This is a genomic window from Curtobacterium sp. DN_7.5 (assembly GCF_022655355.1).
GTDB lineage: Bacteria > Actinomycetota > Actinomycetes > Actinomycetales > Microbacteriaceae > Curtobacterium > Curtobacterium luteum.
This window is the reverse complement of sequence record NZ_CP093378.1, coordinates 2,782,144-2,802,679: the sequence shown is the minus strand read 5'-3', so window position 1 is coordinate 2,802,679 and position 20,536 is coordinate 2,782,144. Positions and strand designations below refer to the sequence as shown.

Below are 20,536 nucleotides of genomic sequence, written 5' to 3'. Positions count from 1 at the left end.
GTGGAGCGCAGGACCGACCCGACCGCTGATGACGGACCGCGTGGGCCCGGTGAGGCTGGACGGCGTGGTCGCGGACGGTCCGTGACCGCAGGAAGGACCACCGTGTTCGTCGCCTGGCGCGATCTCCGGTTCGCCCGCGGACGCTTCGTGCTCATCGGCTCCGTCGTGGCGCTCATCACCCTGCTCGTCGGGTTCCTCGCCGGACTCACCGGCGGACTCGCAGCGCAGAACGTCTCCGCCGTGCTCGCCCTGCCGGGCGACCGGCTCGTCCTGCAGCAACCGTCCGACGGACAGCCGTCGTTCTCGGAGTCGCGCATCGGCCGGGAGGCCCTGGTCGGGTGGCGAGCGTCGGCCGGCGTCGACGAGGTGGTGCCGGTGGGCATCGTCCAGGGTCGTGCCGCGCGGGCCGCGGCCGGCGCGACGTCCGGTTCCGGTGCCGGATCGGCCGGTTCCGCCGCCGGGTCGGCCGGGGACGGCACCGCCGTGGGCGTCGCGCTCTTCGGCCTGCCGGCGTCCGCGGGTCGTGACGGTGTCGCAGCGCTCGCACCCCGCTCGGTCGACGAGGTCGGTCTGTCCGCCGGGGCCGCGCACGACCTCGGTGTCCGTGCCGGCGACCGCGTCACGATCGCGGGGACGACCTTCCGGGTCGCGATCGTCGGCGGCGATGCCTGGTACAGCCACACCCCCGTCGTCGCGATGACGCCGGACGCGTGGTCCGCGGCCGATCGGCGCCTCGGCGGGGACGGCGACCCCACCCTGCTCGCCGTCAGCGGTCACCCCGACTGGGCGGCCGTCTCCGCCCGGACCCACACCTCAGCAGCGACGCCGCTGGCCTCGCTGACCGCACTCGAGACCTTCAAGTCGGAGGTCGGGTCGCTCGGGCTCATGATCGCGATGCTGTTCGGGGTCTCCGCACTCGTCGTCGGTGCGTTCTTCACGGTGTGGACGATGCAGCGCTCCGGGGACGTCGCCGTGCTCAAGGCCCTCGGTGCGAGCACGCGGTCACTCGTCCGCGACGCCCTCGGGCAGGCGCTCGTCGTGCTCGTCGTCGGCATCGGGGTCGGCACAGCCGTCGTCGTCGGGCTCGGGACGCTCGCCGGCGGCGCCCTGCCCTTCCTCCTCAGCCCGCTCACCACGCTCGTCCCCGGGGTGGTGATGGCGCTCCTCGGTCTCGCCGGTGCTGCCGTCGCCCTCCGCACCGTCACCGCAGCCGACCCCCTCACCGCACTCGGGAGCAACCGATGATCACCCTCGACGACGTCACCCTGACCTTCCCCGACGGCGACCGCCGCGTCACCGCCGTCGACCACGTGTCCCTCACCGCACCCGCAGGCGTGGTGACGGGCATCACCGGGCCGTCCGGCTCGGGCAAGTCCTCGCTGCTGGCGGTCGCCGCCACGCTCATCCGGCCGGACTCCGGGCGGGTGCTCGTCAGCGGGGCCGACGGCTCGGGGGTGGACGCCGCCCGCCTGTCCCGCCGCGAGGCCGCCGAACTCCGACGGGATCGGATCGGCATCGTGTTCCAGCAGTCGAACCTCCTGCCCTCGCTCACCGCCACCGAGCAGCTGCTCGTGATGGGCCACCTCGGCGGGGGTCGGCGCCGGGTCGACCGGGGCCGGGTCTTCGATCTGCTCGACGCCGTCGGACTGTCGGAGCACGCAGACAAGCGTCCGGCGCAGCTGTCCGGCGGACAGCGGCAGCGGGTCGCGATCGCCCGGGCACTCGTCAACGAGCCGGACGTGCTGCTGGTCGACGAGCCGACGAGCGCACTCGACCAGGAACGGGGCGGGGCCGTCATGGACCTCATCGCGCAGCTGACGCACGAGCGCGGGACCGCGACCCTGCTCGTCACGCACGACCTCGTGCACCGGCACACGCTCGACCGGCTCGTCACGGTGCTCGACGGGCAGCTCGTCCCGGAGGCCGCCGACGCCGCCGTGCACGCAGCCTAGGATCGGGGCATGGCGACCGTCCTCCTCGTCCGGCACGGACGCACCACCGCGAACGCGACCGGACTGCTCGCCGGGCGCACGGCCGGGGTCCGGCTCGACGACGTCGGGCGGCGGCAGGCCCAGCGGACCGCCGAGCGCATCGCAGCGGTCCCGCTCGCGGCCCTCGTCACGAGCCCGCTCGAACGATGCCGTCAGACGTCCCGAGCGATCGCCGACGCCCAGCGCGCCGCGCACGGGTCCGTCCCGGAGACCGTCGTCGAGCGCGCGATCACCGAGGCCGACTACGGGGAGTGGCAGGGCCGCGCGCTCGCCGACCTGGCGAAGGAGCCGCTGTGGCGCACCGTCCAGGCGAACCCGAGCGCGGTGGTGTTCCCGGGCGGCGAGTCGATGCGGACCATGCAGTCCCGCGCGGTGACGGCCGTGCGGCGGCTCGACGCCGAGGTCGAGCGGCAGCACGGGCCCGGCGCGGTGTGGGTCGCGGTGAGCCACGGCGACATCGTGAAGTCCGTGCTCGCCGACGCGTTCGGCATGCACCTCGACCTGTTCCAACGGATCGCGGTCGGCCCGGCCTCGGTGTCGATCGTCCGTTACGGCGAGCACCGACCCGAGGTCGTGGCGACGAACACCGAGTCGGGGGACCTGTCGTGGCTCGCCGCAGCTCCCGCACCGAGCGGCGACGCCGCGGTCGGCGGGGGCGCCGGACACGCGTCGACGGACGATCGGCCGAACACCGCGCGACCCTGAACGGTCGGAGCCCGGCGCTCCTACAATCGCGGTATGCCCACCATCGTCCACGGCTTCGACTGGCCGGACCGCATCGTCGTCGGCACGATCGGACGCCCAGGCGAGCGCGCGTTCTACCTGCAGGCGCGGGACGGCAAGCGCGTCACGAGCGTCGCCCTCGAGAAGGAACAGTCGGCGGTGCTCGCCGAGAAGGTCGACGAGCTGCTCGACGAGGTCGCCACGGTCGACGACAACCGCTTCAGCGTGCCGGACACCGCGCCGAAGGAGCTCTTCGACGCCGACCCGCTCGACCAGCCCGTCGAGCCGGAGTTCCGTGCCGGCGCCCTCAGCCTCGGCTTCGACCCCGCGACCGCGCAGGTCGTCATCGAGGCCTACCCGATCGAGGACGAGGTCGAGATCGTCGCCGAGGAGCGGGGCGAGGACGGCGAACTCGAAGCGGTCGTCGAGATCCCCGAGCCCGCGGAGCTGTTCCAGGTGAAGATCCCCGTCGGGACCGCCCGGGCCTTCGTCGAACGCACCCGCGAGGTCGTCGCGGCCGGACGCCCGCCCGGGGTGGCATGAGCGAGGTCTCGATCCGGGCGCGGATCCGCGAGGCGTCGAACGCGACCTTCCTCGCCGACTTCGACGGCACGCCCGTGGTCTACAAGCCGATCGAGGGCGAGCGCCCGCTGTGGGACTTCCCCGACGGCACCCTCGCCGGGCGGGAGGTCGCCGCGCACCTCGTGTCCGAGGCGTTCGGCTGGGGGATCGTGCCGCCGACCTGGCTCGGCGACGGGCCGTTCGGGCCGGGCATGCTGCAGCGCTGGCAGGAGATCGACCCCGCACAGGACGCCGTCGACCTCGTACCCCCGGCGGATGCCGAGGCCCCCGACTCGACCTGGCTGCCGGTGCTCGAGGCGATCGACGAGCACGAGCAGCCCGTGACGCTCGTGCACGAGGACTCCGAGCAACTCCGGCGGATGGCGGTCTTCGACGTCGTCGTGAACAACGCCGACCGCAAGGGCGGGCACGTGCTCGCGATGCCCGACGGGCACCGGTACGGCGTCGACCACGGGCTGACCTTCCACGTCGAGCACAAGCTCCGCACGGTGCTGTGGGGGTGGATCGGCGAGCCGCTCAGCGCGGACGAGCTGGAGGGCATCGACCGGGTCACCGAGGCGCTCCGGGGCGACCTGGGGCAGGCGCTCGAGGAACACCTCACCGTCTCGGAGATCGACACGCTCCGCGCACGGTGCGCAGCCCTCCGCGCTGTCGGCATCTTCCCGCCCCCACCGGGACACGGCCCCGCCGTGCCCTGGCCGCTGTTCTGACGCGACCGCGCCGCGGCGCGGCGTCGCGCGCTGCCGCCGCCAGCGCGAGTCTCGGCGTGAGCGACATGACTCGCGTGCGGGGCCGCGAGCGATGTCGCCCACGCCGAGTCTCGGCCCGCCCCCGCCGAGACTCGGCGCGACCGGGTGACGGCCTGGAGGCACGTGGCGGGCCCGCCACGTTCCTCCAGGCCGTCACCCGCCGGCTCAGAACGACCAGTCGTCGCGCCCGGAGCCCCCGAAGAGGCCGCCGCTGAACGCGCCACCGCCTCGGCGCGAACCGAGGTAGGAGCCGACCACGGCCACGCCGAGGTCGTCGTTCTCCGGTGCCACGACCGTGCCGTCGACGCGCTTCGCCATCGCATCGATGAACCGCGCCAGTCCCGGGTCGTCGCCGAGACGGAAGAACGTGGTCTGCGCGCCCAGTCGACCGGCGTTCTCGAGCTCCCGGACGGACAGCGCGATCGTGATCGGGTCGGGCGGGTAGTTGAACCAGACCTGCCCGTTCGGTTCGAGGTGCGAGGTCGGCTCGCCGTCCGTGACGATGAGCAGCACCGGTTGCGCTGTCGGGTGCTTCCGGAAGTGCCGGTTCGCGAGCAGGAGCGCGTGGTGCAGGTTCGTGCCCTTGTCCCACATCGCGTCGAGTCCGACGAGGTGTTCGATGTCCATGACCTCGGCCTCGCGGCCGAACGCGATCATCTGCAGGTCGTCGCCGCGGAACCGGGTCGACACGAGGGTGTGCAGGGCGAGGGCGGTGCGCTTCATCGGGACCCAGCGGTCCTCCATCGCCATGGAGAACGAGGTGTCGACGAGGAGCGCCACGCAGGCCTGCGTCCGGGCCTCGGTCTCCTGCACCTCGACGTCGTCGATCGTGAGCCGGACGCCGGGGCCGGTCCGACCCTCGGCCGCGGTGCGGGTGAGGGCGTTCGTGATCGACCGGGTGACGTCCCACGGCTCGGTGTCGCCGTACTCCCACGCCCGGGTCGCACCGGACGGCTCGCCCGAGGCGCCGGACCGACGGAGGTCGCGCGCGCCCTGACGGCCGGACATCCGCTCGGCGACGTCCTTGAGCAGGCTCTTCCCGAGCTGCCGCATCGCCTTCGGGGTGAGCTGGAGCTGCCCGTCCGATCCGCGGCGGACGGTGCCCGAGTTCCGGAGCGCCTTCTCGAGCTGCTGCAGGGTCCGGGCGTCCACCGCGGCCTCGTCACCGAGCTGCCGGGACAGCGCGTCGAGGTCGAGGTCGTCGAGGTCCGAACCCGGTCCGGTCTGGGCGAGCTGCTCCGCCAGGGCGTCGAGATCCGCGATGTCTTGGAACACCCCGGTCCCGTCGCCGAGACCGAGCCCCTGGTCGCCGTCCATCCGTTCCGATCCGCCCCAGTCCTCGCCGGGACGGAGTGCGCGGAGGTTGCCGTCGAGCTGCCCGAGCTGGCCCATCAGGTCCGGCGATCCGAACGCCTGCTGGGCGAGCGCGTCGAGCTCGTCCCGCTGCTCCTGGGTCATCGAGTTGCGCATGCGCTGGGCCGCGGCCGCACGTGCAGCGAGGTCGTCGAGCAGTTCGTCGACGTCCTTCGGGTCCGACGGGAAGTACTGCCCGTGCTTCGCCATGAAGTCGTCGAACTGCTCCGGCGTGTCCGTCCCCGCGCGGTGGGCCTCGAGCAGCTCGTTGAGGTCGCGCATCATCTCCGAGACGGCGGCGCGGTCCTCGTCGGTGGCGTTCTCGAGCGCCTGCTTCATGCCGGCGAAGCGCTGGTCGAGGACCTCACGACCGAGCAGGTCCTTGATCTCCTCGTACTTCTGCCGGGCGGTAGGGCTCTTCCAGTCGTAGCCGCCGAGCTCCTGCACCGCGGCCGCGGGGGACGGCGGCAGGCTGTCGAGCTGCATCTCGGCGAGTGCGCGGTCACCGTCTTCGAGGTCGATGTTCCGCGCGAGTTCGCCCCGCTCGGCGAGCACCGCCTCGTCGAGGAGCTGCTTGACCTGCTGCAGCGTCCCGTCGAGGTTGTTCCGGCTCGTGAGGTCGCGCCGGCGCTCGGCCACGCGGCGCATGAGGTCGTCGAGCCCGCGCTGCGTCCGCCCGCCCCGGCGGAGGAACTCCCGCAGCGCGCGCTCGGGCGACGTGCCGCCCATGACGTCCTCGCCGATGGCGTCGAGCGCCTCGGACAGGTCGACCGGGGGCGCGAGGGGGTCCGGCCCGCCCTCGTACCTTCCGTAGCGGGCGTCGCGGGTGAGGCGCCGGTTCTGGCGGCTAGCCATAGACGGCCTCGCCCCCTCCGGACTCCTTGCTGATCTTGCGCGCGAGGAACAGGCCCTCGAGGGCGAGCTCGATCGCCCCGGCCCGTTCGCCGTCGTCGTTCGCCCCGAGGCGCTCGCACACCTGGTCGTACACGTCCGACTCACCGATCGGGGGCAGGCCCGCGAGGAAGTCGCGGGCGCTGACCTGCTCGCCCGTCGTGACCATCGTGCCGCCGTCGAGCGCCTCGACCAGGACGCCGAAGTCGATGCCGCGGAAGCGCTCCCGGACGGTCTCGGCGGTCGCCGTGCGGAGCAGGTGCTCGAGCACCTCGTCCGCACGGTCTTCTTCGCCGTTCTCGAACTCGATCTTGCCGCCGAGGACGTCGACGGCGGTCTCGAGGTCGATCGGCCGGGCGACGGCGTGCTCCTCGCCCTGGCGGGCTGCGCGGTGCACGGCCGCAGCGGACACCGTCTCGGCGCCGGCGATCGCGAAGCGGGCGCTCACACCGCTGCGCTGGTCGACGGCGCTCGACTGCCGGAGCGCCCGCGTGAACCGGGCGAGGATCTCGACGAGGGCGTCGGGCACGTCCGCGGTGAGTGCGGCCTCCTGCTTGATGACGGCGATCTCGTCAGCCAGCTGGATCGGGTAGTGGGTGCGGATCTCGGCGCCGAAGCGGTCCTTCAACGGGGTGATGATCCGGCCGCGGTTCGTGTAGTCCTCCGGGTTCGCACTCGCCACGACGAGGACGTCGAGCGGCAGTCGCAGCACGTAGCCGCGGATCTGCACGTCCCGCTCTTCCATCACGTTGAGCATGGCGACCTGGATGCGCTCGGCGAGGTCCGGGAGCTCGTTGATCGCGACGATGCCCCGGTGTCCGCGCGGGACCAGGCCGAAGTGGATCGTCTCGGGGTCGCCGAGGCTGCGGCCCTCCGCGACCTTCATCGGGTCGACGTCGCCGATGAGGTCCGCGACGCTCGTGTCGGGCGTCGCGAGCTTCTCGACGTAGCGGTCGTCGCGGTGCCGCCACTCGATCGGCATCGCGTCGCCGAGGTCGGCCGCCCGCTGGACGCTGGCGGTCGTGATCGGTTCGAACGGGTGCTCACCGAGCTCGGAGCCGGCGATGACGGGCGTCCACTCGTCGAGCAACCCCTGCAGGGTGCGGAGCAGTCGGGTCTTGCCCTGGCCGCGCTCGCCGAGCAGGACGACGTCGTGCCCGGCGATGAGGGCGCGTTCGAGCTGCGGGATCACGGTGGTCTCGAAGCCGTGCAGGCCGGGCCACGGGTCGCGGCCCTCGCGGAGGGCCTGGAGGAGGTTGTCGCGGATCTCGGCGCGGACCGACTTCTGGACGTGACCAGAAGCGCGGAGCTCGCCGACCGTACGGATGTCAGGTCGGGTCACGTCGCCGACGGTACGCCTCGCCTCCGACACACACCAGTGGACGGACGAGGTGACGAGGGACGGTCTGGGCCCACGCCGCCGGTTCCGGGGCGACGCGCCAGCGGCGGACCGGCCGTGCCGGTGGGGAGAGGCGCGTGGCGGCGCCGCACCGAGCCTCCAGTCCGCTTGTGGGTTGCCATCGCACTTGCGATGATTGTTACTTCGACACCGGAGCCGGGTTCGAGTAGGGGGATCCGGCTCCGCGTCGGAACCGCTCGGACCGCACCTGCGAACCACCTGCGCGTTCCCGGCGTAGGTTCTCCATCCGTGAGCAGCACAGTCAAGAGTCTCGTACCGGCCCGGATGGACCGGCTGCCGTGGACCAGGTTCCACTGGAGCGTCGTCGTGGGCCTCGGTGTCTCGTGGGTCCTCGACGGCCTCGAGATCCAGATCGTCTCGAACGCGGGGTTCCAGAAGGACCTCGACCTGACAGCGCAGGCGGTCCTCAACCTGGGGACGATCTACCTCGTGGGGCAGGTGGTCGGCGCGATCGTCTTCGGCCGTCTGTCCGACAAGCTCGGGCGCCGGAAGCTGTTCATCCTGACGCTCGCGATCTACCTCATCGGGTCGGGCATCGCCGGTCTCGCGCAGGACTTCTGGTTCCTCGCGGCGTTCCGGTTCGTCGCCGGTCTCGGCATCGGCGGCGAGTACGCGGCGATCAACTCCGCGATCGACGAGCTCATCCCGTCGAAGTACCGCGGGCACGTCGACATCGCGATCAACGGCACGTACTGGGGCGGCGCGGCCCTGGGCGCGTTCGCCAACATCTACCTGCTCGACCCGTCGATCTTCGCGGAGAACATCGGGTGGCGCATCGGGTTCTTCCTCGGGCCGGTGCTCGGCATCGCGATCATCTTCCTGCGGCGGCACATCCCGGAGAGTCCTCGCTGGATGATGACCCACGGCAAGGAGGAGGAAGCCGAGCGGACGGTCTCGGAGATCGAGGCGTCCGTGGAGCGCTCGACCGGTGAGCGGCTGCCGGACGTCGACCCGTCGAAGGCCATGACGGTGACGCCGTTGGACAACGTGCGCTTCCGCACCATCGTCAAGGTGCTGTTCAAGCAGTACCCGAAGCGCACGCTCGTCGGCGCGACGATGATGATCACGCAGGCGTTCCTCTACAACGCGATCTTCTTCAGCTACGCGCTCGTGCTCACGAACTTCTTCGGGCTGAAGACCTCGCAGACGTCGGTCTACTTCTTCCCGTTCGCGATCGGCAACCTGCTCGGACCGCTCATCCTCGGTCGGTTCTTCGACACGTGGGGCCGTCGGCAGATGATCTTCCTGACGTACCTCGTGTCGGGGCTCGTGCTCGCGACGTCGGCGTTCCTGTTCCGCGTCGACGCCATCAGCGCCACCGTGCAGGTCGTCTTCTGGTGCGTCTCGTTCTTCTTCGCGTCGGCGGGTGCGTCGAGCGCCTACCTGACGGTGTCGGAGATCTTCCCGCTCGAGCTGCGGTCGCAGGCGATCTCCTACTTCTTCGCCCTGGCACAGATCTTCGGTGCGATCGCCCCGGCGATCTACGGCGCGTTCATCGGGGACGGCTCGTCGCGTGAACCGCTGTTCTGGGGGTACCTGCTCGGCTCGGCGGTGATGATCATCGGCGGCGTGATCGCCTTGGTCTTCGGGGTGGACTCCGCCCGGAAGGGGCTCGAGGACATCACCCAGCCGCTCTCCGTCCTCACGGGCGAGGAGGAGCCCGCGAAACAGCGGTGACATTCTGGATGCAGAGTGTTTAGCGCACGTGCGCGGCGCGTGCCACGCTCACCCGCATGGCACTCCTCCACAAGACGCTCGACGCGCTGACGATCCACGACGGTCACCGTCCCGACCCGGACGGTGGCCGTCGTGCGTGACGCTGGCGGTGTGGAACGCAGACCTGAACGACGCCGGCCCCGACGGCCCGACCAACTCGCCGTGCGACGCAGTCTGCTGCGTGACGCGGTGTTCGCCATCGTGCTCGAGAACGTGCTGCTCGGCGTGTACCGGCGGGGCGAACGGCTCCGGCTCGAGCAGCTCGCCGAGGACCTCCGGGTCTCGCGCACCCCGGTCCGCGAAGCCCTGGCCCCGCTCGAGTCGCTCCGGCTGGTGTCGGTGCAGCGGTACGTCGGGGTGGTCATCGCGCACTGGTCGGTCGAGCAGATGTGCGAGCGGCTGCGGATCGCCCGGACGATGCTCGTCGAGCCGCCCGGTGACGGCACGGGGACGTCGGAGCGCTTCGACCGGCGGGCGATCGCGGACTGCCGGTCCGAAGCCGGGTGCTTCGTCGAGCTCGCCGCGTGGGTGCTCCGGCGGTCGGGGGCGTCGGTGTCCGCGGACTGGGTCGAGTCCCAGTTCGCCGTGCTGGACGTGTTCTTCACCGACGACGTGTGCGCTGCGAACGGGATCGACGCCGCGGTCGACCGACGGCGGCGGGTGGCCCTGGTCGAACGGGCGTGCGCCGCGGCGGACGGTGACGCCGTCGACGGGTGTGCGAAGGCGCTCGTGGAGCTCGTGGACGCACTGATCGGGATGCCCGAACGGTTCCGCATGAAGGCGTCGGCGTGAGCCCCGCCCTGGACGGGGGCGCGGTGGTGGGCCGCGCCCCCGTCGAGTCGCCCCGCCGGCTGGACACGTCGCGATCGGGCGCGCGGGTCCTGCTGACGTCGGCGGGGCGACGCCGGGTGCTGTGTCGCGACTACGGGGAGGACCCCGGAACGTGATCGCCGCGTCCCGATGATGCTATGCAGCGGGGTACGCGGCGACAACCCCTGCATGTCCCCACTTCGGGGGACCGGCCGGATCGAGCCGCCGCGCGCGGGTGGTCACCGGAGGTCGAGAGCGTGCTCGTCCTCCTGTATGGTGGGGCCAGCGCTCGTGAGGGCGCATGGAGACGTCGCATAGTCAGGCCGAGTGCACCACCCTGCTAAGGTGGAGTCCCCTTTGAGGGGACCGAGGGTTCAAATCCCTCCGTCTCCGCACAACGCCGCAGCCCCGGTCCGATCGGACCGGGGCTGTCGTCGTCCGGGGCTGTCGTCGTCCGGCCCACGCGTCCCCCGGGGTGTGACGCGGACCCGAGTGCTCACACCGTGACGATCGACCCCGTCGTGGTGGTCCGCGCGGGATGACGGCGAGCAGCGGCTGCGGCGACCGCGGTCAGGGCGACCGACGCCACCGTGATGCCCGCTCCGGCCCAGATCGGCGAGGTGTAGCCGAGGCCGGCGGCGATGGTCAGCCCGCCGATCCAGGCACCGAGGGCGTTCCCGAGGTTGAACGCCGCGATGTTCGCACCGCTGGCGAGCGTCGGCGCGTGGTCGGCGTGCAGCATCACGCGGGTCTGCAGTGCCGGGACGGTGGCGAAGCCGAACGCACCCATGAGCACGAGTGCGACCACGGTGAGCACGGGCGAGGTGGCGACGACCGCGAAGACCGCGAGCACCACGGTCAGCACCGACAGGACCACCAGGAGGGTGCCGTCGATGGACCGTGCCGCCGCCTTCCCGCCGACGACGTTGCCGACGAACAGCCCGATCCCGAACACCACGAGCAGCCACGGGACGGCCGACGACGCGAACCCGCTGACGGACGTGAGTGTGTAGGCGATGTAGGTGAACGCGCCGAACATCCCGCCGTAGCCGAGGACCGTGATGCCGAGCGACAGCCACACCTGCCCCGAGCGGAAGGCGCCGAGCTCGCGGACCAGCGACGGGGTCTCGGCATGCCGGACCGCGGGCACCAGGACGAGCACGCCGACGAGGGCGACGACGCCGATGACCGCGATCGCCCAGAAGGCCGCGCGCCATCCGAGCGCCTGCCCGAGGAAGGTCCCGAACGGCACGCCGAGGACGTTCGAGGCGGTGAGGCCGGTGAACATCAGGGCCACGGCCGAGGCACGGCGCTCCCGAGCGACCATGTTCGACGCCACGACGGAGCCGATGCCGAAGAACGCGCCGTGGCACAGTGCCGCGACCACCCGGCCGAGCATCATCACGCCGTACGTCGGCGCAGCCGCGGAGAGCGTGTTGCCGATGACGAACAGGACGAGCAGCCCGACGAGCACCTGCTTCCGGGGCAGTCGGGTGGTGGCGGCGGTGAGGCCGAGCGCGCCGACGACGACCGCGAGGGCGTAGCCGGTCACGAGCCAGCCGGCCGTGGTCTCGGTGACGCCGTAGTCGGCGGCGACCTCGGGGAGCAGGCCGGTGATGACGAACTCCGTGAGTCCGATCCCGAAGCCGCCGAGGGCGAGGGCGATGAGTCCCGCGGGCATGGTGGTCCTTCCGTTGTGCCGTGTCGTCCACCCGCGTACGCTGGTTGTTGCAGACGCGGGGTATCGATAGTTGCACACGCTAGGTACCCGCGCAAGCAACGATGTGTGCCCGGAGGTCCCCATGAGTGTCGACGACACGTCCACCGCGGTCCGCGCGCACGGCTGGCGGACCCTCGCCGCCCTGCACGGCCTGATCGAGACGCGACTCGAGCGCGCGCTGAAGGCCGTCGACCTCTCGGTCGTCGAGTACACGGTGCTCGACGCGCTCCGCCGGCAGGACGGGTTCCACATGCGGATGCAGCAGCTCGCCCGCGCCGCAGCCCTCAGCCCGAGTGCCACGACGCGCCTCGTGAACCGGCTCGAGGACCGCGCGCTCCTCACCCGCGTGCTCTGCGCCGACGACCGGCGCGGCCTCTACACGGAGCTCACCCACGCGGGTCAGGCGCTCCTCGACGAGGCCACGCCGCTCCACGCCGCGGCGCTCGAGGACGCGCTCGCCGAGGCGCGTGAGGTGCCCGAGCTCGAGGAGCTCGCGGTGTCCGTGGACCGGCTCGAGGGCGCACGCGTCTGACGACGTCGGCCCTCCGGGAGCGCCGGCCTGGAGGCACGGTGCGCCCCCGCCCAGCAGGCTACGGTGATCGCATGGTGCGTGGGGGAGTGTCCGTGGTCGCGACGGTGCTGGCGGCTGCGCTGCTCGCGGGGTGCTCCGCAGACCCGAGCGCCGCGGCCGGTCGGCTCGCCGTCGAGGCCTACGTCGAACCGGGCACGCACGCCGAGACCCGTGTCACGGCCGCGGGGGGACGAGCGTCGACCATCGGGATCGACGGCGTGACCCTGGCCGAGGACGGCGCGTCGCTCCTCGACCCGCCCGAGGGCACCGCGGCGCTCGCACGGACCGCGACCCGGGTCGGCAGCACGCCGGAGCTCCTCCTGAGCAACTACTCGTCCGACCTCGGCGACTTCTCCCCGGAGATCGGCACGGCCCTGCTGTCGAGCGCGGACCACCGGACCGCGGTGGCCGAAGAACTGGCCCGGCGGGCCCGCGCCCTCGGCATGCGCGGCGTCCAGATCGACCTCGAGTCGCTCCGCGCCAGGGACCGTGCGGGACTGACCGCGTTCGCGAGGACCCTCACCGACGCCGTGCACCGCCGACTCGGCCGGGGCGCCGGGGTGTCGATCGCCGTCATGGCGTCCACGTCCGCGGCGGGCTTCCTCGACACCGGCTACGACCTCCGTCGGCTGACCCGGTACGTCGACCGCGTCGTGCTCATGACGTACGACGAGCACGGCCCGTGGAGCGGCGCCGGCACGATCGGGTCCCTGCCCTGGGCGGAGCGCGTCGTCCGTGCCGCCGAGGCGCAGGGTGTCCCGCGCGGCCGGATCGACCTCGGGATCGCCGGCTACGGGTACGTCTGGGGCGGTGCGCACGACGGCGAGCAGGTCACGCCGGCGCAGGCGGCGAAGCTCGCGGGGGAGCACGCGAGGTGGTCGGCGCGGGACGGCGAGTGGTCCGCGCGGCTCCGCGACGGCACGCGCCTGCACTGGTCCGGTGCGCGGTCGTACCGTGCGCGGACGGTGCTCGCCACGGAGCTCCGGCTGCACGGCGTCGCGCTCTGGTCGCTGAACCTGCAGGCGCTCCCGCGCGACTGACCGGACCACCCACCGGGCCGGGAGGGGCGGCACCGTCCCGACCCGTGCCTCCAGGCCGTCATCCGGTGGCGTCCGGGACGGGAGTCGGCCGGGTGACGCATCCTCCGGTCCTTGTCACCGGGCCGTTGTAGCATGCACGACACCTGTCCCGAGCCGAGGAGGCCTGCGTGCCGGAACCGACCGCCCCCGCCGTCCCGCTCGAGCACGTCCGAGACGCGGGAGCCGCCATCGTCGCGGCCGTCTCGACCGTCGTCGACGGCAAGGTCGACGCGATCCGGACGGCGCTGACCGTCATGCTCGCCGAGGGCCACCTGCTCGTCGAGGACGTCCCGGGCGTCGGGAAGACCGTGCTCGCGAAGGCGCTCGGCGCGTCCGTCGGCGGTTCCGTGAACCGCATCCAGTTCACGTCGGACATGCTGCCGTCCGACGTCACCGGCGTGAACGTCTTCGACCAGTCCTCGGGCACGTTCCGGTTCTCACCGGGGCCGGTGTTCGCGAACGTCGTCATCGGTGACGAGATCAACCGCACCAGCCCGAAGACGCAGTCGGCGCTGCTCGAGGCCATGGCCGAGGCGCAGGTCACCGTGGACGGCGTCACGCGCGAGCTCGAGTCGCCGTTCATGATCGTGGCGACCCAGAACCCGATCGACATGGAGGGCACGTACCCGCTGCCCGAGGCCCAGCGCGACCGATTCACCGCGCGCATCGCGATGGGGTACCCGAGCCTCGACGCCGAACGGCAGATGCTGGCGAACCGCGGTGTCCGCGACCCGCTGTCGGAGCTCCGGCCCATCGTCGACGTCACGACCCTCCGCGGCATGATCGCCGCCGTCCGCGCGGTCCACGTCTCGCCCGACGTCGAGGCGTACATCGTCGCGATCGTCCGCGCGACGCGGCACCACCCCGACCTCGTCCTCGGCGCGAGCCCCCGTGCCACGCTCCACCTCGCCCAGGCGGCCCGGGCGCACGCAGCCCTCCTCGGACGCCCGTTCGTCACACCCGACGACGTCGCCGCGCTCGCGCCCATCGTCCTCGCGCACCGCCTGGTGCCCGTCGCCAGGGGCCTGGGCGGGTCCGGGGACGACACCGTGCGCGACATCGTGGTGCGGATCGTCTCCGACACGGCCGTGCCCTTCACCGCCACCCCCGTCCGGTCCTGATGTCCTCGTCCGCGGCCCCCTCGTCGCTCGCCCGACGAGCGGGTGCGGCGCGCTCCGTCCTCGTGCGCTCCACCCGCCGGGGCCTCTCGTTCGCCCGGCGGACCCCGTTCCCGCGGCCGACGGTCCGTGGTTGGACCCTGCTCGCGGTCGGCATCGGCCTCGTCGGGGGCGGCCTCGTCGGCAGCACCAGCGTCGCGGTGTCCGCCGGACTGCTGCTGCTCGTCCTGCTCGTGCTCGGCACCGTGCTGGCGTTCGTCGTCGCCGCACCGCTGCGGGGGAGCCGGACCGCCGCGCGCGCGGTCGTCCAGGTGGGCGAGGTCTACCGCGAACGCGTCACCCTCCGCGGCACGGGCCTGCGGTTCGGGCCGCGCTCGACGCTCCTCGTCCGGGAACAGCTGGACGACGTCTTCGCGAGCGTGACGGACGCTGAGACCTACGCGACCGTCGGGCCGAGGACGCCCCCCGCCGTCCTCGATGTCGAGGCCCTGGCGATGCACCGGGGCCGTGGCCTCGTCGGCCCGGTGACGATCCGCGTCGAGGACCCCTTCGGCCTGCTGCGCGTCGACCGTCCGGTGGTCCGCGCGGAGGAGGTCGTGGTCGTGCCCGCATCGGTGCCGCTCGCCGCCCTCGACACGGGCGCGCTCGCCGGAGCGGTGTCGGCGGACGAGGGCCGGGTCGGCCAGGGCGGTTCGGCGGACGACAGCGAACTGCGCCCGTACCGACCCGGGGACCCGATCCGTCGGGTGCACTGGGGGCAGAGCGCGCGCCGCGGTGAACTCCACGTCCGCCAGACCACGCAGGCCCAGCCGCCGGAGGCCGTCATCGCGCTCGACGTCCGACGCGAGTCCTACCAACGCCTCGGCCGCGACGACCTCGCCGAGCTGTCCGACCTGGGCGGCGACGCGGCGTTCGAGCACGCCGTGGTCGTGGCCGCGAGCGTCGCCCGGGCCCTCGCCGCGCGGACCTCACGTGTCGTCCTGGTCAGCGACGACCCCGACGGGATCACCCGGCACGCGGGGGACGCCGGAGGACTGACCGACGTCCTGGTCGGGCTCGCCGACGTGCGGGTCCGCTCGGACGCTCGCGACGTCACCGAGGTCCTGCCCGACGTCCGCGGGCGCGACGTCCACGGGATGACCGCGGTGGTCACGGGCCGGTGCACGGCGGAGCAGGCGGCCGAGCTCGTCTCCGCCACCATCGGGTCGAGCCGCGGCATCCTCGCCACCATCGTCCCGCCCGAGCCCGTCGTCCGCGGCATCCTCGACCGTGGCGGGTGGCGCACCCTCGTCGTGCCGGTCGCGGGTGCCTCGCCGCAGGGGAGCCTCCGGTGACCGGCACGCAGGCGCCGAGCCGTCGGCGCGGGGTCGACGTCCACGAGATCCTGGACCGCCCGGAGGACCCGCGGGACACCCCGAGCGCGTGGATCACGGTCCTCGCGCCGGTGCCCGTCCTGATCGCATCGCTCGCACTGCGGCCGCTCGTGCAGGGCATCTCCTGGTGGGTCGGGGGCGTGCTCGTGGCCGCGGTGCTCGTCGCCGTCCTGCTCGCCGTGCGTCGGAGACCGCCGGGGATCCGCTTCGTCGCCCTCGTCGCCGCCGTGATCGCGACCTCCTGCGCGGCAGCGCTCGTGAACGACGTGCAGCCACTGGGGTGGCTCGACAAGGACGGTGCGTTGGGCGAGACCATCGCGGCGATCCGCCTGAACCCCGCGCCCCTGCCGCAGACCGACGCGATCCGGCTCGTCGTCATCGTCGCGATCGCGTGGGTCGCGGCGGCGTCCCTGTTCCTCGCCGCCGTCGCCCCGACCGCGGCGCTCGTGGCCACCCCGGCGCTCGTGATCCTCATCGTCCCGGGCATCATCACCGGGACGCCCGCCAGCCCCGTGCTCGTCGTCCTCACCGCGATCGCGTTCCTCGCCATCCTCTGGCTGTCGGTCCGGCCCGTGCAACGAGCGTTCCCCGCCGCGGTCGTGGGTGCGGTCGGGCTCGTGGTGGCGATCGGGCTGCCCTCGGTGATCCCGCTCAACGCGAGCTGGCTGTCCGGCGTCACCGGTGCGATCCAGTCGCCGATCCAGCCCGGTCGTCCGGGCACGCTGCTCAACCTCGGCCAAGACCTCCGCCGCCCGAACTCCCTCGAGGTGTTCCGCTACCGGTCGTCCGACGGGCAGCCGGAGTACCTCAAGCTCGCCGACCTCGACGAGTTCGGCACCGGCGACTGGGTGCCGACGGTCACGGACGCGAGCAAGTCCGAGACCGCCGACCAGCAGCAGTGGGCCGTCGGGGTGAACCCGCGGCTCTCGACGCGGGGCGACGTGACGGTCCGGATCACCGGGCTGTCGAGCAACTACCTCCCGGTCCCCTCCGGCGCGGTGTCCGTGCAGGCGCGGTCGACCAACCTCGACCTGCAGCAGTGGCGCTGGATGGGGCAGTCGAACACGCTCCGGTCGACCGGCCCGGCGACACCCCGTGGTGCGACGTACGAGGTGTACGGCGCGTCGACGTTCGCGAACGCCTACCTCGACGCGTACGCCCAGTCGGGGATGCTGGCACGCGCCGACGGCCGCGGGTTCGCCCGGCCCTCGGACGCGCAGCTCCGGACCGACCTGACGCTGCCGAAGGACCTGCCGGGCGACATCGCCACGACCGCGGCGCGGGTCTCCGCGGGGGCCGGCAACGACTACGAGGAAGCCCGCGCCCTCGAGGGCTGGTTCCGCAGTGACCTCTTCACGTACTCCGAGACCGCGCCCGTCGAGCAGGGGTACGACGGCGACAGCATGGACGTCATCGACACGTTCCTCAAGGTCCGTTCGGGTTACTGCGTGCACTTCTCGTCCGCCATGGCGGTGATGGCCCGCACGCTCGGCATCCCCTCCCGCATCGCCGTCGGCTACCGCGCCGGCACGGACCAGAGCGACGGCGAGTACACCGTCTCGAACCGGCAGCTGCACTCGTGGCCCGAGCTGTACATCCAGGGCGCCGGCTGGGTCGCGTTCGAGCCGACTCCGGACTCCGACGAAGCCGCGCAGCCCTCGACCGAACCGTCCACGTCCGCGACGCCCGGGACACCGGACACCCCGTTGCCGGCGCCGGAGCGGTCGACCCCGGCCGACTCGCAGCCGTCGTCCACGCCGTCGGCTTCGGCCGAGGCCGGAGCGGCACCGGGGTCGTCGACCGGCGGCGGGCAGGGTGGCCTGGGTCTCGCCGCCGGTGTCGTCCTCGCGCTGGCGCTGCTCATCGCCCCCGGGGTGGTGCGTGCGCTCCGCCGCCGGGCCCGGCTCGCGGCCGTGCGGTCCGGCCGGTCCCCTGCCGTCAACGCCTGGCGCGAGGTCCTCGACGACGTCGCCGACCACGGGTACGCACCGGGGCTCGCCCCGCCCGGCGACGCCGCCGCGGCCGCGAGGACCGCCCGCGCCGTCCTCGGTCGCCTGCGCGCCGGTCTGCCGGCCGCGGTGGTCCCGGTGCTCGAACAGGTGGTCGACGCCGTCGACCGCGAGCGCTTCGGTGCCGCCGGCGCCGCGGCGTCGGACAGCGAAGCCCTCGAGCGTGCCGTCCGGGAGGCCCGTGGTGCGCTCGACGCGTCGGTGTCCGCCGGACGTCGGGTGCGGTCGCGGGTGCTCCCGCCGAGCCTCGTGCCGTCGTCGGCGTGGTCGCACGAGGGTCGTCGCTCGCGGCGGAGCCCCGCGTAGCGCGCGCTCCGGCGCGTCCCGCCCGCTTGGCAAGCGCTGCGGCCGCTTCGCACGGTGCGAGGCCGGCGGGCTCGGCCGCGGCGACGCTGCAGCGTGCGAGGTTGCACGCACGGTGCGGGGCCTGCGCCCTCGCACCGTGTGCGTGTCCTCGCACCGTGCGGCGGGCGCGGGGTTGGCCTCGCACGGTGCGAGGCCGGCGGGCTCGGCCGCGGCGACGCTGCAGCGTGCGAGGTTGCACGCACGGTGCGGGGCCTGCGCCCTCGCACCATGCGTGCGCCCTCGCACCGTGCGGCGGGCGCGGGGTTGGTCTCGCACGGTGCGAGGCCGGCGAGCCCGACGACGACGCGCACGCCGACGCCGACCCCGACCCGCGATCAGCGTGGGCGCACGACCGCCTCGACGAGGGCGGCGATGACGTCGCCCGGGTCGACGCCCGGGAGTGCCTGCGCGTCGAACACCAGCCCGACGTTCGCGGCGATGAGCGCGGTCGCGAAGACGTCGAGCGGCAACCCGGGGTCGACCTCCGGGTGCGCGCCGAACCACAGGTCCACGAGCTCCTGGACGCCGTCCTGCAGCACCTGCCGCTGCCGGACGAACTCCGGCAGGAGCTCGGGGTGACGGAGCACGTAGCCCCGGAACTCGGACAGCAGCGCGAACTGCGTGCTCTGGTCGTGCCGTCCGAAGGCCTGCCGGACGACGTCGCCGAGGTGCACGGAGGCGATCTCGGCGTGCACGAGCTCCTGCAACGACCCGAGCACCACGTTCGTCGCGCGCTGCATGACCTGCGCGACGAGGTCTTCCTTCGAGGTGAAGTTCGAGTACACCGCGCCCTTGCTGAAGCCGGCCCGCGCGGCGACGTCGTCGAGCCGGGCCTCGTGCACGCCCTGCTCGGCGAAGACCTCGCCGCCGGCGGTCAGGAGGCGTTCGCGGACCTCGGCCCGGGGTGTGCGCGATGTTGGTGCAGCGTCGTCGCTCATCTGATCCTGGTTCGACAGTGCCCGTCGCTCGCCGTCGGGTCGACGTACGCGGAGCGTGGGTGGTGGTTCCCCACCATTCTGGCGGGAACGACGACACCCTCCGACAGCACTCGCCGTGCGGACGTCCCCGATCCGCGGAGACCTGCCGCGCCGCGCGTCTGATCCCCGCGCGGCATCAGCGAAGCCCCCTCGGCACGTGATCCGTGCACCGCCGCGTTCGGGTCGCCTCGGTGCTCTGGGCCGCGTGCGCCGGGTTCGATACCCGGCGGTCTCGATCGTACGCCCGGCCGCCGACGCGACGGTAGTCGGTTACGTGTCCTGGCTCTCCGGAGCCTCGTCGTGCCGTTCGTGCACGCTGCCGACGCCCGACCGTCGGCCCGGCCGCCGGAGCAGCCGCAGGGCGTCCGGGCGGACGACCCGCAGACCTCGTCCCCGGCGCAGGAGCGACCCGAGGGCGGACTGCGGCTGCCAGTCGCGGCCGTTCGGCAGGCCCCATCCGCGGCGGACGGCGCCCCACCGCAGGGCGAGTGACAGCACGATCGCGGCGATGATCCCCACCGAGGGGGACCCGAGGAAGGACGCGGCCACCATCACGGCCGACGCGGCGACGGCGACGGTGGCGTAGAGGGCGTTGCCGCCGAACACCGCGGGCACCCGACGGAGGAGCAGATCGCGCATCGCGCCGCCGCCGACCGCCGTGATCGTGCCCATGATGATCGCTGCCGGCCAGCCGAGGCCGGCGTCGAACGTGCGTTGCACCCCGACCACGGACCAGATCCCGATGACCGCGGCGTCGAGGATGGTGAACAGACGGTCCCAGGTCACCTCGGAGAACGACACGAAGAACGCCACGAGTGCGCCGGCGATCGCCACCGGCACGTACAGCGGGTCGACGAGCGCGACGGGCGGTCCGTTCTGCAGCAGGGTGTCCCGCAGGATGCCCCCGCCGAGTCCGGAGACGAAGCCCACGACGAGGAACCCGAACAGGTCGAAGTCCATCGTCCGGGCGATCGAACCGCCCAGGAGAGCGGACGCGAACACGCCGGCGAGGTCGAGCACGTTCGTGACCGATGCCAGGCCCTCGGGGGTCAGCAGGTTCATGAGAACCATCAAACCCCACCCCGCAGGACTGGCGAGCCGAGGTCGGG

The 20,536-nt window shown here is 72.9% G+C and carries 17 protein-coding genes and 1 tRNA gene; 13 read left to right on the top strand and 5 right to left on the bottom strand.

The features are described 5' to 3' along the window. Window positions 1–102 precede the first annotated feature (102 nt). The 5 genes from MON03_RS12930 to MON03_RS12910 are packed head-to-tail and all read left to right on the top strand — an operon-like array spanning window position 103 to window position 4,006. A complete protein-coding gene (locus MON03_RS12930; protein WP_242091470.1) occupies window positions 103–1,245 on the top strand; it encodes an ABC transporter permease in 1,143 nt (380 codons plus the stop codon). Continuing rightward, on the top strand, window positions 1,242–1,952 hold the full coding sequence (locus MON03_RS12925; RefSeq protein ID WP_242088792.1) for an ABC transporter ATP-binding protein: 711 nt from the start codon (window positions 1,242–1,244) through the stop codon (window positions 1,950–1,952). Before MON03_RS12930 ends, MON03_RS12925 begins: the two co-directional genes overlap by 4 nt. A gap of 9 nt (window positions 1,953–1,961) precedes the next feature. Next, complete coding sequence (locus tag MON03_RS12920; RefSeq protein ID WP_022902373.1) at window positions 1,962–2,696, top strand: histidine phosphatase family protein; 735 nt, start codon at window positions 1,962–1,964, stop codon at window positions 2,694–2,696. Between the two features lie 33 nt (window positions 2,697–2,729). Beyond that, window positions 2,730–3,257 carry a DUF3090 domain-containing protein gene (locus MON03_RS12915; RefSeq protein ID WP_242088790.1) on the top strand — a complete coding sequence of 176 codons (528 nt, stop codon included), beginning with the start codon at window positions 2,730–2,732 and terminating at the stop codon, window positions 3,255–3,257. Beyond that, a complete protein-coding gene (locus MON03_RS12910) occupies window positions 3,254–4,006 on the top strand; it encodes an SCO1664 family protein (protein ID WP_242088788.1) in 753 nt (250 codons plus the stop codon). Before MON03_RS12915 ends, MON03_RS12910 begins: the two co-directional genes overlap by 4 nt. A 204-nt stretch (window positions 4,007–4,210) precedes the next feature. On the opposite strand, the gene MON03_RS12905 is transcribed toward MON03_RS12910, so the two are convergent. Next, the gene (locus MON03_RS12905; protein WP_242088786.1) at window positions 4,211–6,253 is read right to left on the bottom strand and encodes a vWA domain-containing protein; all 2,043 of its coding nucleotides are present in this window, start codon (window positions 6,251–6,253) and stop codon (window positions 4,211–4,213) included. Next, window positions 6,246–7,631 (bottom strand): MoxR family ATPase, encoded by a 1,386-nt coding sequence (locus tag MON03_RS12900; RefSeq protein ID WP_031272378.1) that lies wholly within the window; start codon window positions 7,629–7,631, stop codon window positions 6,246–6,248. Before MON03_RS12900 ends, MON03_RS12905 begins: the two co-directional genes overlap by 8 nt. A 306-nt stretch (window positions 7,632–7,937) precedes the next feature. Between MON03_RS12900 and MON03_RS12895 the strand changes: the two genes are divergently transcribed. From MON03_RS12895 to MON03_RS12885, 3 genes are all read left to right on the top strand, one after another. Beyond that, the gene (locus tag MON03_RS12895; RefSeq protein ID WP_022902368.1) at window positions 7,938–9,386 is read left to right on the top strand and encodes an MFS transporter; all 1,449 of its coding nucleotides are present in this window, start codon (window positions 7,938–7,940) and stop codon (window positions 9,384–9,386) included. A 201-nt stretch (window positions 9,387–9,587) separates the two neighbouring features. Next, window positions 9,588–10,217, top strand: coding sequence for a GntR family transcriptional regulator (locus MON03_RS12890; RefSeq protein ID WP_188889224.1), 630 nt, complete (start codon window positions 9,588–9,590; stop codon window positions 10,215–10,217). 321 nt (window positions 10,218–10,538) lie between these two features. Beyond that, window positions 10,539–10,628: transfer RNA gene (locus tag MON03_RS12885), tRNA-Ser, on the top strand. Between the two features lie 103 nt (window positions 10,629–10,731). Here MON03_RS12885 and MON03_RS12880 read toward each other — a convergent pair. Then, window positions 10,732–11,916, bottom strand: a complete 1,185-nt coding sequence (locus MON03_RS12880; protein WP_242088784.1) for an MFS transporter — start codon at window positions 11,914–11,916, stop codon at window positions 10,732–10,734. Window positions 11,917–12,037: 121 nt separating this feature from the next. Between MON03_RS12880 and MON03_RS12875 the strand changes: the two genes are divergently transcribed. From MON03_RS12875 to MON03_RS12855, 5 genes are all read left to right on the top strand, one after another. After that, window positions 12,038–12,487, top strand: a complete 450-nt coding sequence (locus tag MON03_RS12875; RefSeq protein ID WP_022903155.1) for a MarR family winged helix-turn-helix transcriptional regulator — start codon at window positions 12,038–12,040, stop codon at window positions 12,485–12,487. Between the two features lie 71 nt (window positions 12,488–12,558). Further along, window positions 12,559–13,566, top strand: coding sequence for a glycosyl hydrolase family 18 protein (locus tag MON03_RS12870; protein WP_242088781.1), 1,008 nt, complete (start codon window positions 12,559–12,561; stop codon window positions 13,564–13,566). Between the two features lie 167 nt (window positions 13,567–13,733). Further along, window positions 13,734–14,726: an AAA family ATPase gene (locus tag MON03_RS12865; RefSeq protein ID WP_242088779.1), complete on the top strand. Its 993-nt coding sequence runs from the start codon at window positions 13,734–13,736 to the stop codon at window positions 14,724–14,726. Then, window positions 14,726–16,057: a DUF58 domain-containing protein gene (locus MON03_RS12860; RefSeq protein WP_242088778.1), complete on the top strand. Its 1,332-nt coding sequence runs from the start codon at window positions 14,726–14,728 to the stop codon at window positions 16,055–16,057. Before MON03_RS12865 ends, MON03_RS12860 begins: the two co-directional genes overlap by 1 nt. Next, window positions 16,054–18,411, top strand: coding sequence for a transglutaminase TgpA family protein (locus MON03_RS12855; RefSeq protein ID WP_242088775.1), 2,358 nt, complete (start codon window positions 16,054–16,056; stop codon window positions 18,409–18,411). Before MON03_RS12860 ends, MON03_RS12855 begins: the two co-directional genes overlap by 4 nt. A 374-nt stretch (window positions 18,412–18,785) precedes the next feature. Here MON03_RS12855 and MON03_RS12850 read toward each other — a convergent pair whose 3' ends face one another. Together MON03_RS12850 and MON03_RS12845 are read right to left on the bottom strand one after the other, a co-directional pair. After that, window positions 18,786–19,388 carry a TetR/AcrR family transcriptional regulator gene (locus MON03_RS12850; protein ID WP_175328083.1) on the bottom strand — a complete coding sequence of 201 codons (603 nt, stop codon included), beginning with the start codon at window positions 19,386–19,388 and terminating at the stop codon, window positions 18,786–18,788. Window positions 19,389–19,697: 309 nt separating this feature from the next. Beyond that, a complete protein-coding gene (locus MON03_RS12845; RefSeq protein WP_175328084.1) occupies window positions 19,698–20,489 on the bottom strand; it encodes a trimeric intracellular cation channel family protein in 792 nt (263 codons plus the stop codon). Window positions 20,490–20,536 lie beyond the last annotated feature (47 nt).